This is a genomic window from Haloterrigena salifodinae (assembly GCF_003977755.1).
In the GTDB taxonomy this organism is placed as follows: Archaea; Halobacteriota; Halobacteria; order Halobacteriales; family Natrialbaceae; genus Haloterrigena; species Haloterrigena salifodinae.
In genome coordinates, this window is sequence record NZ_RQWN01000002.1 from 979,846 (window position 1) to 992,772 (window position 12,927).

The following is a 12,927-nucleotide window of genomic DNA, read 5'->3' on the forward strand; positions in this document are numbered from 1 at the left end:
TGCTCGCGTGACTGCCGGCGAGTCCGCTCCTTCACTCGCGTTGCTCGTTCGACTGTGGACTCGAGTGTGGCACCGGACAACCCATAAACTTATAAATTTCGACGATAGTCCCCCGTGCATGAAGCGTCGACGGTTTCTGACGGTCGGTGCCGGCGCCGGCGTCTCGCTCGCCGGCTGCGTGAGCTATCCGTCTGCCGACGACGGGCCCTCGAGCGAGGCGCTGCTCCGTGACGCAATCGAGACGCGTCGCCACCTGCACGATCTCAGGGCCCGCCGAACGCTGTCGGTCGAGACACCGTCTGACACCGTCGAACGAACGGAACGCGTCGTCCGCCAACCGCCGGCCAAGCAGCGCCTCGAGGTCCTGGAGTCGACCGATCCGGACGCGCCGGTCGGATCGGTCACCGTCACCAACCGCGAGACGACGTGGGAGTACAACCCCGAGGAGGAGCTCGTCGACATCCAGTTTCACGGCACCAAGGTCGACGCCGACCGGACGCTGCGGGTCCTCGAGAGCCTGCTCGAGAACTACCGGCTCGGCTACGAGGGGACGACGACCGTCGACGGCCGGGAGGCCCACGTCGTCGAGACGCGGCCGCCGATCGAGGAGACCGGGCGGCAACTCAATCTCGTCGTCGGCGATACGACCTACGCCGTCCCGCTGTCGACCGACGACCTCGAGGATCTCGAGGTCACCCGGACGATCTGTATCGACGACGAGTACCGGTATCCGGTCAGGGAGCGCAACGAGGTCCGCGACGGCGGCGAGATCCGCTACCGACTGACCGTCACCTACGAGGACCTCGCGATCGACGAGGGCGTCGACTCGGAAACGTTCACCTACCAGCCGCCGGCGGACGCGACGGTCGTCACGGACGGGACGGAACCGGAGGGGATCTTCGACTCGATCGACGAAGCCAAGGCGAACGTCCCCTACGAGCTGCCGGAGGCGGCGATCCCCGACGCTTACCTCCTCGATCGAATCACCGTCGTCGAGCGAGCCGAGAAGTACGGCGGGGTGACGACGACGCTGTGGTACAACGATCCGAACGTCGTCGCCCGCGAACTCTACGTCGTCGTCCGCGAGCAGGGCCGGTTCGATCCGGACGTCCTCGAGGAGATCGAGATCGACGGCCGAACGGCCTACTATCGTGACGGCCGGATCCAGAGCATCTTCTGGGACTGCGACGACCTGAGCTACGAGGTCTCGAGTCTGGTCGAGGGCGAGCCGATCCGAGAGATCGCAGCCTCGATCGGCTGTCCGTAGGCGCTCGCGCTCGGCCGAAGAGACGCAGCAGGCCGAGCGTCCAGCGGACGAGTTCGGAGACGACGAGGAGCGCAACCTGGACGACCGGTCCTCCCTGAACTGTGCACCCGCATAGTTTCGGAAGGGGCACCTGAAATCTCGAGTCGACGGATCGCTGCTGGACGGAACACACCACGCGCCGGGCGGGGTAACCACCGAACCGTCCGCGGCGACTGCACGGATCGGTATCGGTAAGGCGGGGCCACTCCACAGGGCGACCATGAACGTCACTATCACGCCCTCGAGCGTCGAGGGGACGGCGCGGGCCCCGCCCTCGAAGAGCTACACGCACCGAGCGATCCTCGCGGCGGGCTACGCCGACGAGGCGACGGTCCGAGACGCGCTCTGGAGCGCGGACACGCAGGCGACTGCGCGGGCAGTGGACCTCTTCGGCGGCGACGTCACCCGAGACGGGGACGCCACCCTCGAGATCGACGGCTTCGACGGACGGCCCGACGTGCCGGCGGACGTCATCGACTGCGCGAACAGCGGGACGACGACGCGGCTCGTCACGGCCGCGGCGGCGCTGGCCGACGGGACGACCGTCCTCACCGGCGACGAATCGCTGCGCTCGCGGCCCCAGGGACCGCTGCTCGAGGCGCTCTCCGATCTCGGCGCCGAAGCCTACAGCACGCGGGGCAACGGACTGGCGCCGCTGGTCGTCACCGGGCCGCTGTCGGGCGGCGCGGTCTCGATCCCAGGCGACGTCTCCTCGCAGTATATCACCGCCCTACTGATGGCCGGCGCCGTCACCGACGAGGGGATCGAGATCGACCTCGAGACCGAGCTCAAGTCCGCGCCGTACGTCGACATCACGCTCGAGGTGCTCGCGGACTTCGGCGTCGACGCTCGCCAGACCGACGACGGCTTCGCGGTCGACGGCGGTCAGTCCTACCGGCCCGCGGGCGGCGACTACGCCGTGCCCGGCGATTTCTCGTCGATCTCCTACCCCCTCGCGGCGGGGGCGATCGCCGGCGACGATGGCGACGGCGTCCGCATCGAGGGCGCCAACCCGAGTGCCCAGGGCGACACCGCTATCGTCGAGATCGTCGAGCGCATGGGCGCCGACGTCGACTGGGACCAGGATGCGGGCACCATCGACGTCTCGAGCGCTCCCCTCACGGGTATCGAGGTCGACGTCGAGGACACGCCCGATCTGCTGCCGACGCTCGCGACGCTGGGCGCCGTCGCCGACGGCGACACGCGCATTACGAACGCCGAGCACGTCCGCTACAAGGAGACCGACCGCGTGAGCGCGATGGCCAAGGAATTGGGCAAGATGGGCGTCGAAACCACCGAGGAGCGTGACTCGCTGACGGTCCACGGCGGCGACTCCCGACTCGAGGGCGCCATCGTTTCCGGCTGCGACGACCACCGGATCATCATGTCGCTGGCGCTCGCGGGGCTGGTCGCCGACGGCGAAACGACCATCGAGGACGCCGACCACGTCGACGTCTCGTTCCCCGGCTTCTTCGGACTGCTCGAGGAGCTAGGCGTCGCCCTCGAGCACGACGACGGGAAGTAGCGACGGTATTCCGTCCGGAGCGGACGGAAGACGGGGCGGTATCGTCGCTCGGGTCGGCACCGACTTATTCCGGAATCTCGAAGCTGCCGAGCGGGATTTCCTCGTCGGTTTCAGGACTATGCCAGACAATCGTGAGGGGGTCACCCGGGTTCGCATCCGTAACTGTGACGGTGACCCGATCGTCCGGCGTGATCTCGCCAGAGAACTGCTCGTCGGTGCGATCGTCTCCGATCCAGATCTCCATAGACGCGCCCTGAACCGTCTCGCCGCTCTCGTGAGTGATCGTGACTTCTCGAGCCGCCTCGTCGTACTCGAACGCGAACTCGATGTCCGGAACCTCGGGCGGGTCGCGGTCGACGACATTCGGTCGCAGAAAGCCGCCCACTTCGGGGCCCGTCTCGTCGCTATCGGCCTCCTCGACGGTCATGTTCGAGACGTGAACGACGCGGGGATCCTCGGAATCGGCCGGCGTCGGACCGAAATCGACGGTTGCTCGATAGACGTCGTCGTGGTATTCGGTGAACGCCGCGTCGTGTTACTCGATCTCCCGATTATCGACGACGCCCTTGAACTTCCCGAGGTGGATCTAGTGGTCCTCCCTGGCCTCGTAGTAGGCCTCGTCGGCGTAGGCATGGATTACCCAGTTCTCGGCGTCGGCGTCGTAGACTGGGGCCACAAAGAGGGGCTCCGCGTCGTCGGTTTCGTCGGAGTGGGCGTCGCTCAGACAGCCCGCAGCACCGGTCGCTCCGGCGGCGAGCGTCGGAGGAGGATCTGATGGCACCGAATCCTGTTGTGTTTTCCCAGACATATGATTGGGGATTTTGACAGAACGTGTGTTGAAATGATCGGAGCGCAACAAGGGCGACGGCGCGGCGGGCGGTCGGGCACCCAAACGGGAGTGTCGCTTTCGAGTGGGGCGACTCGAGGACCGTGGGTCTCGATGTTCCGTGGCACCGCTCTAGCGGCCGGACGGGTCGGCCGTCGCTTTCCGGAGAAGTTAACTATTTACAATCACGGAGGATTGTGCTATACAATGGCAGACACTACACCAGTGATCGTTAGCGCTGTAAGGACCGCACAGGGCAAAGAGGACGGTGCGATCGCGGACGTCCGCAGCGAGGACCTCTCGATTCCGCTGGTCGACGAGATGCTCGCGGAGACCGGGCTCTCGGGCGAGGACGTCGACGACGTGGTCTGGGGCTGCGCCCAGCAACGCGAGGAACAGCGGACGAACATCGCTCGCCAGATCGCGCTGTTCTCGGAACTGGGCGAAAGCGTCCCCGCGACGACGGTCGACCGTCAGTGTGCCTCCTCGGCGCAGGCGATCATCCAGGCCGCGGATTCGATCGCCGCGGGCCGCCAGGACGCGGTCATCGCCGGCGGCGTCGAGAGCATGAGTCGCGTGAAGATGGGCGCGGCCGAGAGCGGATCGATGTACCCCAAACTCGACGAGGAGTACGGGATGGAGAACCTCATGATGGGCCAGACGGCCGAGAAGGTCGCCGAGGAGTTCGACATCAGCCGCAAGGAGCAGGACGAGTACGCCGCCCGCAGCCAGCAGCGTGCCGTCGAGGCTACCGAGGAAGGCACGTTCGACGACGAGATCGTCCCCATCGAGACAGGAGACGGCGTCCATGGCGAGGACGAGGGGCTCCGACCCGGAACCACGACGGAGAAACTCGCCGAACTGCCGACTGTCTTCAAGGAGGACGGCACCGTCACGCCGGGCAACGCCTCGCAGATCGCCGACGGCGCCGCCGGCATCATGCTGACCAGCCGCGAACTGGCTGCGGAGCGCGGCCTCGAGATCCTCGCTGAGGTCGGCACCAGTTACGTCGCCGGCGTCGACCCGACGATTATGGGGGTCGGCCCCGTCCCCGCGACGAAGGGGCTGCTCGAGCGCGCCGGTCGCGAGATCGACGACTACGGGCTAGTCGAGATCAACGAGGCCTTCGCCAGTCAGACGCTCTACTCCGCGCGAGAGCTGGGGATTCCGATGGACCGGCTGAACGTCAACGGCGGTGCGATCGCCATCGGCCATCCGCTGGGCTGTTCCGGAGCGCGCCTGCCCGTGACCCTGATCCACGAGATGAACCGCGAAGGAGTCAAACGCGGCATCGCTACCGAGTGCGTCGGCTTCGGGCAGGGTGCAGCGATCGAATTCGAACTGCCCTGAGGTGGTCGAACGACGGTCTCGAGCGTCACGAAAAATCGGTTTTCTCGGGAGAAGAGAGGGAGCGAGAGCGTGAGACTGCTCAGCCGAGGACGTACTCGAGGCGCGGGTAGCGCTCGAGCAACGTCTCGCCACCGAGGTCGTAGGTCTCGAGGCGGGCGTCGAGGCCGAGGATTCGGCCGGCACCGAACGCGGCGACCGCGAGGAAGACGAGCATGTACGCGAAGTCGCCGTTGATGACGCCGTGGGCGATGTCCCAGTTTCCGAAGTAGAACATGAGCATCATGAGCGCGCCGAAGAACGCCGCGAGACGGACGAGCGCGCCGACGAGCAGTCCGAGGCCGATAAAGAGTTCGCCCCACGGGACGGCGACGTTCGCGAACTCGACGAACCACGGCGTCGAGCCCATCCAGGTGAAGACGTCCGCGAGCGGGTTACCGTTGGTCGCCGCGACGTTGGTCAGGTAGCCGCCGGCGCTGAACGGTTCGGCCGCGACGATCTTCGTGAAGCCGGAGTAGGCGAACGCCCAACCCATCATGAGCCGAAGCGAGAGGACGAACCAGGCCGACAGGCTGTGTGCGCGTCCGCCGACCGTGTAGCCGCCGATGGTGCTTTCGAACGTGTTGCGAGCGTCTGCTGGGATGGTGGGTGCAGTCATGGTACCGGAAGAAAACTTCCCACTTCCTAGACGGACCGCCATGCATATATAATAATATGAATATGTGTTAGCATAGTTTTCCATAAGTTATACTGATCCAACGCAGACACGAGTCGAACAGGTGGGACGACGTCGGAGACGAATCGCGTAGCGCCCCCTCCGCGCCGTCGTGCGATTAGTAGCCGAGATCGAACGCTCGGTTCACGCCGAGCGCGAGGACCGTGATCGAGAACAGTCCGGCGAGAACGAGAAACGACGGCCCCCAGCCGAACAGGTCGGCCGACAGGCCGACGCCGACGGAGCCGGCAGCGCCGACGACGGTGTAGACCGTCCGGACGAGTCCGAACCCGGCACCGCGCTCGGCGGTTTCGAACTGGTCGAGGAAGCGCGGGTCGAGCGCCGCGAAGAAACTCGAGCCCAGTCCGGCCAAGACCACAGCGGCGGCGACGGTCACGCGGCTCCGGGCGCCGACCAGTCCGAAGAGGCCGATCGCCCCCGCAAGCATCGAGCCGCCGATCGCGATGTCGCGTCCGATTCGATCGGAGAGGTCGCCGAGGAAGAACTGGCCGACGGTTCGCACGACGAAAAACGCCGAGAAGGCCGTTCCGGCGGCCGTCGCCGAGTAGTCGTGGTAGGCGACGAAGAACGTCGGGAGGAAGGTGAGCAGCCCTTGGACGACGAACGTGCCGAGCATGGCGACCGCGAGCGTGAAGACGATCGCTGGCCGCGAGAGCAGGTCGACCAGCGCGGCGAGTTCGAACCGGTCGCGCATCGGCCGTTCCGGTCGTCGCGGCTCGGTCGGGCGGATCTGCCACGCGAACAGTGCGAACACCGGGAGGCCGACGCCGAGGGCGAGCGCGAGCGCGGGCCGCCAGCCGAACCGGGCCCCGACCCACGCCGCCGCGACGGGCGCGACCAGCCCGGCGAGCGGACCGCCGATCGAGTGGATGCCCACCGCACGACCGAGTTCGTCGTAGGTCCGCGACAGCAGCGTCGTCGCGACGGCGTAGTGCAGTCCGGCGACGGCCCCGAGGAGGATGGCGAGGACGACGAACGCGGGAAACGCGGGCGAGAGGGCGAGCAGGAGGCTCGCGATCGACGTGCCGCCGACGGCGACGAGGATCACTCGTTTCTCCCCGTATCGGTCGCCGAGGACGCCGCTGGGGAACTGTGAGAGGCCATAGGCGAGCCACATCCCCGACAGAGCGAGTCCGATCTGCGTGTTGGAAACGGCGAAGTCGTCGACGATGAACGGAATGACCGGACTGATCGCCATCCGAGCGAAGTAGGTGACGAAGAACGCGAGCAGACAGAGGACGAGTACTGTCGACCGATACTGCCAACGCATGAATTCCGTCCGCCGGTTTCGGAGAGACGAGGATAAGGCCATCGAGACACGGCTCCAACGGCGGACGACCGCGAGTCCTCGAGGCTAGCAGTGGTCGGACTCGGGTTCGAACGTCGACTCGAACTCGCCGTCCTCGAGGACGAATAGCTCCGTCGCCGGACAAGGTTCGTCGAACGACGACGGCTCGAGCGTCGTCTCCGCGACGGTGGCGTCGTCGACGGAGACGACCACAGCGTACTCGTCGCGGTTGCGTATCGTGACGACGACGTGGGCGTCGGACTCGAGGTCGTAGCTCCCGTCGAACGTGGCCGTCTCGGAGTCGATCTCGAGCCCGATCGACCGCTGGTCGTCGGTTCGGTTCCACAGACGGACGCGGTGGGGCGAGTCGTCGTCCGACGGGGAACCGATCGTCGCGCGAGCGATCGGATCGTCGGGATTCGACGGGACCTCTGGGGTCGTCGACTCCTGGAAAACCGTCGCTTCGATCGAGGCGCAGCCCGCGATCGCGGCGCCTGAGGCGGCGACGCCGGCGAGCAACGAACGGCGGTTCATAGTGTGGCGATACTTACATCACTCGGCGCAAAGACGCTTTGGGTGGGTTGAGGCGGCCAGATTCAGGATCCCGGGAGAGTCCGTCCGTCGGTCATTTCGTTGCAGTGCTGGGACGGACGCTCGCCTCGAGCGCCGCGTTCGGTCGGGTCGCTCGGAACGGAATCGATTCGGCGGCGACCGGCCGTCGAAGATCCTGCACCGCTAAGTGGCCCCGTCTCCCAGGAAGCCGTAATGAACGGCAACCGCTTCGGTCGCCTCTTTCAGGTGACCACGTTCGGCGAGAGCCACGGGGAGGCGATGGGCTGTACCATCTCGGGCTGTCCCGCCGGCCTCGAGCTCTCGGAGGAGGACATTCAGGAGGACCTCGACCGGCGAAAGCCGGGCCAGTCGATGATCACGACCAGCCGCGGCGAACCCGACGACGTCTCGATCAAGTCGGGGATTCAGGACGGGTACACGACCGGGACGCCGATCGGGCTGGTCATCCAGAACAAGGACGCCCGCTCGGGCAAGTACGAGCCGTTCATCACGGCGCCCCGTCCATCCCACGGCGACTTCACCTACTCGGCGAAGTTCGGCACCCGCAACTGGGGCGGCGGCGGCCGCTCGTCGGCCCGAGAGACCGTCAACTGGGTCGCTGCGGGCGCCATCGCGAAGAAGCTCCTCGAGCGCGAGGGCATCGAACTCAAGGCCCACGTCAACCAGATCGGCGACGTCGAGGCCCCCGAGGTGAGCTTCGAGGAGATCAAGGAACACTCCGAGGAGAACGACGTTCGGTGTGCCCACCCCGAGACCGCCGCGGAGATGCAGGAACTGATCGAGGAGTACCAGGAGGAGGGCGACTCAATCGGTGGCAGCATCTACTTCGAGGCCCAGGGCGTCCCCGTCGGCCTCGGCGCGCCGCGGTTCGACTCGCTGTCCGCGCGGCTCGGCCAAGCCATGATGGCGGTACCGGCGACGACGGCCTTCGAATTCGGCCTCGGCCGCGAGGCCCGCGAGTGGACCGGCAAGGAGCGCAATGACGACTGGGAGTTCGACGAGGAAGGGAATCCGACGCCCGTCGAGAACGACCACGGCGGCATCCAGGGCGGCATCTCGAGCGGCGAACCGATCTACGGCGAGGTCACGCTGCACGCGCCCACGTCGATCCCCAAGTCCCAGCAGACCGCCGACTGGGAGACGGGCGAGATCAAGGAGGAGAAGGTCATCGGCCGCCACGACCCCGTCCTCCCGCCGCGGGGCGTCCCGGTCGTCGAGGCGATGCTCGCGCTGACGCTCGTCGACTTCATGCTACTGTCGGGCCGGCTCAACCCCGACCGCGTCGACAACCAGCCCGGCGAGTACGATACTGACTACCACCCAAGTAACCCGAACAACGAGTGACCGGGTAGCCGATCGAGGCGCCGATCGGTCGTTTTCTCAACCGCTTACAGCTGTACCAAACGCCGTGTCGCCTGTTCCACGTTCGACGAGCAGCCAGAACTCGAAGAGTGCTGGCGACGTCGACGACTTGAACGGCGCGGTCTTCGAAACTGCAGCGAACGCGGAGTCGGTGCCCGAAACGGACGCGACCGATCCCGAGTAGCGCGGTCGGCCAGTGGGAACACCGCGGTCGTGGGACCGCCGACGGCTACAGCCGTTCCCACGAGACGTCCAGCGGCGTCTCCTCGTCGACGAGCTGCGAGACGTGACAGCCCCGCTCGCCGAAGTCGACGAGGCGATCGACCGTCTCGTCGTCGGCGTCGGTCTCGAGTCGAATCGTCGCCTCGAGGCGGTCGACGGAGCCTCGTTCGGGTTCGGCCTCAGTCGTGACCTCGATGGTCTTGACCGCCGTGTCGCGCTTGTTCGCCTGGAAGCGAACGCTCAGCGAGAGACAGGAGGCCAGCGCGCTGAGGAAGACGTCGACCGGCGTCGGCCCCGTCTCCGAGCCGCCGGCTGACTCGGGTTCGTCGAACCGCCATTCGAACGAGCCGGCCTCGATAGTCCCGCCCATCCCCTCCGGGTTCCGGGCGGTGACGGTTCGCTCGGGCATCATTCGCAAACCACCTCGGTCGACATCGGCGTCGATGCCGGCGTCGGCGACTGCAGTTTCGATTCCGCGCCGCGATCGACGGACCGCGAGCGGTCGAGGTCCCGTCTTCGGTGTGCTGGTGCGTGCATACCGTTCGATCCTCACCGTTCGGGCTAATAAACGACCGCCTACGGGCATCGATTTTGGTCACCGTTAGCGTTATACACTGGTCCATGGTATCGTGTGCCACATGGCCGATTACACACTAGAAACTGAGGAGGGGCGACGGGAGGCGCTCCGTCGAATGCTGACGATCCGCGAGTTCGACTCGACGGCCGGCGACTACTTCGCCGACGGAGAGATCCCGGGCTTCGTCCACCTGTATATCGGGGAAGAGGCAGTCGGTGTCGGCGCGTGCGCCGCGCTCGAGCCCGACGATTACATCGCGAGCACGCACCGGGGCCACGGACACTGCATCGCGAAGGGATTGGACCCGAAGCTGATGATGGCCGAGCTGTTCGGCAAGCAGGACGGCTACTGCAACGGGAAGGGCGGCTCGATGCACATCGCCGACGTCGACTCCGGGATGCTCGGCGCGAACGGCATCGTCGGTGCGGGTCCGCCGCTGGCGACCGGCGCCGCGCTGTCGATCGATTACGACGACCGCGAGCAGGTGGCCGTCGGCTTCCTCGGCGACGGCGCCGTCGCGCAGGGACAGGTACACGAGGCGATCAACCTCGCGGCGACCTGGGACCTGCCGGCGGTCTTCGTCGTCGAGAACAACCGCTACGGTGAGGGGACGCCCGTCGAGGAGCAGCACAACGTCGACGACCTGAGCGACACGGCCGGCGCCTACGACATTCCCGGCGTCACCGTCGACGGGATGGACGTCACCGCCGTCGCCGAGGCCATCGAGGAGGCGCGCAAGCACGCTCGAGCCGGCGACGGGCCGACGATCGTCGAAGCCGAGACCTACCGCTACCGCGGCCACTACGAGGGCGACGAGCAGCCCTACCGGGACGAGGATGAGATCGAGAAGTGGAAGGAACAGGACCCGATCGATCGGTTCTCGGACCTGTTGATCGACCGCGGCGAACTGACCGAGGAGGAACTCGAGGAGCTGCGGACCGAGATCGAGGCGGAGATCGAAGAGGCGATCGAGTACGCTCAGGACGCTCCGCTCCCGGACCCGAGCGAAGCCTACGAGGACATGTTCGCCGAGATGCCACCCGAGATCGAACGGTTCGCCAGCCAGGCCCGTGCGGACGGCGGTTCGCTCGGAGGTGATCGGCGATGACCGCCCAGGCCGAGATCGAGCGCGCCGAGGAGACCGAGACGATGACCGTCCGCGAGGCGATCAGGATGGCCTTACGCGAGGAGCTGCAGCGCGATGAGGACGTCTACCTCATGGGCGAGGACGTCGGGAAGTTCGGCGGCGTCCTCGAGGTGACCGGCGGCCTCTGGGAGGAGTTCGGCGACGAACGCGTCCGCGACACGCCGATCAGCGAGGCCGGTTTCATCGGCGCCGCGACCGGCGCCGCCGCGACCGGGACCCGGCCCGTCGCCGAGCTCATGTTCTCGGACTTCATGGGCGTCTCGATGGAGCAGATCATGAACCAGATGGCGAAGATGCGCTACATGTTCGGCGGGAAGACGGAGATGCCGGTCACCGTCCGGACGACCGAGGGCGGCGGCATGGGCGCCGCAAGCCAACACTCCGGGACGGTCCACGCCTGGATCGCTCACTTCCCCGGCCTGAAGGCCGTCGCGCCGGGGACGGCCGCCGCAGCGAAGGGACTGACGAAGGCCGCCGTCCGGTCGAACGATCCCGTGTTCGTCTTCGAGAACAAGATGATCTACGAGCAGCAGGGCGAGGTCCCCACCGACGAGGAGTTCACCGTCCCCCTCGGCGAAGCCGCGGTCGAACGCGAGGGCGAGGACGTCACCGTGGTGGCGACCCAGCGGCTCGTCGGCGAGAGCCTGCAGACCGCCGACAGTTTGGCCGACGACGTCAGCGTCGAAGTCATCGACGTCCGCTCGCTGTACCCGCTGGACACGGAGACCATCGCCGACAGCGTCCGGAAGACCGGCCGGCTGGTGGTCGCCGACGAGAGCCCCCTCTCCTACGGCGTCCACGCCGAGATCGTCAGCCGCGTCCAGGAGGAGGCGTTCTTCAGCCTCGACGCCCCGATCCAGCGGATCGGGACGCCGGACACTCACATGCCGTTCAGTCCCCCGCTCGAACAGGAGGTCCTCCCCGACGGCGACGACGTCCGGGAGGCGATCAAGCTGATCACGTAGCGATGGCAGCGAGCCGCGGGGCCGACGCGTGACCCGCGTCGGACTCATCGCGAACCCGGCTGCCGGTCGCGACATCCGGCGGCTCACTGGCGGCGCGAGCGTCGTCGACAACTACGCCAAGCGCCGCGTCGCCGAGTGCGTCCTCGAGGGGCTGGCCGTCGTCGCCGAGCCGCCTGACGTCGCGGTCATGCCCGACCGGAGCGGGATCGCCGACCACGCCGTTTCCGAGGCGCCCGACGACCTCGCGGTCGAACGCGTGGAGATGACGATCGAGGAGTCGGCCGCGGACACGCGACGGGTGGCCGCGCGCTTCCGCGAGAGCGCCGATGCCGTCGTCGTCCTCGGCGGCGACGGCACCACCCGCGACGTCGCGCTCGAGGTCGGCGACGTGCCGGTCGTCTCCGTCTCGACGGGGACGAACAACGTCGTGCCGACGCCGGTCGACGGCACCGTCGCCGGAGCGGCCGCGGCCGCGGTCGCGACCGGCGCCGCGGACGCCGACACCGTAACCGATCGCCACGGTCGGATCGACGTCCGAGCGGACGACGTCAACGGCGAGAAGCGTCTCACCGGACTGGCAGCGGTCGAGATCACGGACCGATCGTTCGTCGGCACACGGGCTGTCATCGACCCGTCCGAACTGGTCGGCGGCGTCGTCTCGCGGGCGCACCCGAGCGACATCGGCCTCGGGAGCGTCGCCGGCTGTCTCGAGCCGCTGGCGCCCGACGCGCCGGGCGGGGTCGCGCTCCGCCTCGACGACCCCGAGGCGACGCCGCGGTCGGTCTCGGCGATCGTCGCGCCCGGGATGACGGCGACGATCGGAATCGAGGAGCGCGAACGCCTGGACTGGAACGAGCCGGCGACCTTCGACGTGTCTGACGGCGTCGTCGGCGCGGACGGCGAGCGCGAACTCGAGGTTGTGGACGCGACGGTCGAGATGACGCCAACCACCGACGGGCCGCGACTCGTAGACGCTGACGCCGCGCTCGGCGCCGCCGTCGAGGCGGGCGCGCTGGTCCGCGAGGGTCCGCTGCTCGAGGAGCGGTAGCGACT

Annotated in this window: 13 protein-coding genes; 8 read left to right on the forward strand and 5 right to left on the reverse strand. The window is 67.4% G+C overall.

The features are described from left to right. Nucleotides 1–118 precede the first annotated feature (118 nt). Together EH209_RS13440 and aroA are read left to right on the forward strand one after the other, a co-directional pair. Nucleotides 119–1,267, forward strand: a complete 1,149-nt coding sequence (locus tag EH209_RS13440; protein WP_126663368.1) for a LolA family protein — start codon at nucleotides 119–121, stop codon at nucleotides 1,265–1,267. 259 nt (nucleotides 1,268–1,526) lie between these two features. Beyond that, on the forward strand, nucleotides 1,527–2,831 hold the full coding sequence (aroA, locus tag EH209_RS13445; protein WP_126663369.1) for a 3-phosphoshikimate 1-carboxyvinyltransferase: 1,305 nt from the start codon (nucleotides 1,527–1,529) through the stop codon (nucleotides 2,829–2,831). 64 nt (nucleotides 2,832–2,895) lie between these two features. Here aroA and EH209_RS13450 read toward each other — a convergent pair whose 3' ends face one another. Further along, entirely contained in the window at nucleotides 2,896–3,258 is a 363-nt protein-coding gene (locus EH209_RS13450; RefSeq protein ID WP_126663370.1) for a hypothetical protein, read from the reverse strand. Nucleotides 3,259–3,267: 9 nt separating this feature from the next. On the opposite strand from EH209_RS13450, the gene EH209_RS13455 reads away from it, so the two are divergent. After that, nucleotides 3,268–3,606, forward strand: a complete 339-nt coding sequence (locus tag EH209_RS13455; protein WP_126663371.1) for a hypothetical protein — start codon at nucleotides 3,268–3,270, stop codon at nucleotides 3,604–3,606. 258 nt (nucleotides 3,607–3,864) lie between these two features. Beyond that, entirely contained in the window at nucleotides 3,865–5,007 is a 1,143-nt protein-coding gene (locus EH209_RS13460) for a thiolase family protein (RefSeq protein ID WP_126663372.1), read from the forward strand. A gap of 79 nt (nucleotides 5,008–5,086) precedes the next feature. On the opposite strand, the gene EH209_RS13465 is transcribed toward EH209_RS13460, so the two are convergent. From EH209_RS13465 to EH209_RS13475, 3 genes are all read right to left on the reverse strand, one after another. Beyond that, a complete protein-coding gene (locus EH209_RS13465) occupies nucleotides 5,087–5,662 on the reverse strand; it encodes a DoxX family protein (RefSeq protein ID WP_126663373.1) in 576 nt (191 codons plus the stop codon). Nucleotides 5,663–5,837: 175 nt separating this feature from the next. Then, on the reverse strand, nucleotides 5,838–7,010 hold the full coding sequence (locus tag EH209_RS13470) for an MFS transporter (protein WP_126663374.1): 1,173 nt from the start codon (nucleotides 7,008–7,010) through the stop codon (nucleotides 5,838–5,840). Nucleotides 7,011–7,094: 84 nt separating this feature from the next. Further along, nucleotides 7,095–7,562: a hypothetical protein gene (locus tag EH209_RS13475; protein ID WP_126663375.1), complete on the reverse strand. Its 468-nt coding sequence runs from the start codon at nucleotides 7,560–7,562 to the stop codon at nucleotides 7,095–7,097. Nucleotides 7,563–7,793: 231 nt separating this feature from the next. Here EH209_RS13475 and aroC point away from each other — a divergent pair, with 231 nt between their 5' ends. Beyond that, a complete protein-coding gene (gene aroC, locus EH209_RS13480) occupies nucleotides 7,794–8,945 on the forward strand; it encodes a chorismate synthase (RefSeq protein ID WP_126663376.1) in 1,152 nt (383 codons plus the stop codon). A 247-nt stretch (nucleotides 8,946–9,192) separates the two neighbouring features. On the opposite strand, the gene EH209_RS13485 is transcribed toward aroC, so the two are convergent. Further along, a complete protein-coding gene (locus EH209_RS13485) occupies nucleotides 9,193–9,594 on the reverse strand; it encodes an OsmC family protein (protein ID WP_249038796.1) in 402 nt (133 codons plus the stop codon). 229 nt (nucleotides 9,595–9,823) lie between these two features. Here EH209_RS13485 and EH209_RS13490 point away from each other — a divergent pair, with 229 nt between their 5' ends. Genes EH209_RS13490 through EH209_RS13500 form a run of 3 tightly spaced genes read left to right on the forward strand, consistent with a single transcriptional unit; the run spans nucleotide 9,824 to nucleotide 12,922 of the window. Continuing rightward, nucleotides 9,824–10,870 carry a thiamine pyrophosphate-dependent dehydrogenase E1 component subunit alpha gene (locus tag EH209_RS13490; RefSeq protein ID WP_126663378.1) on the forward strand — a complete coding sequence of 349 codons (1,047 nt, stop codon included), beginning with the start codon at nucleotides 9,824–9,826 and terminating at the stop codon, nucleotides 10,868–10,870. After that, nucleotides 10,867–11,874, forward strand: a complete 1,008-nt coding sequence (locus EH209_RS13495) for an alpha-ketoacid dehydrogenase subunit beta (protein ID WP_126663379.1) — start codon at nucleotides 10,867–10,869, stop codon at nucleotides 11,872–11,874. Before EH209_RS13490 ends, EH209_RS13495 begins: the two co-directional genes overlap by 4 nt. 28 nt (nucleotides 11,875–11,902) lie before the next feature. Further along, on the forward strand, nucleotides 11,903–12,922 hold the full coding sequence (locus EH209_RS13500) for an NAD(+)/NADH kinase (RefSeq protein WP_126663380.1): 1,020 nt from the start codon (nucleotides 11,903–11,905) through the stop codon (nucleotides 12,920–12,922). The last annotated feature ends 5 nt before the right edge of the window (nucleotides 12,923–12,927 follow it).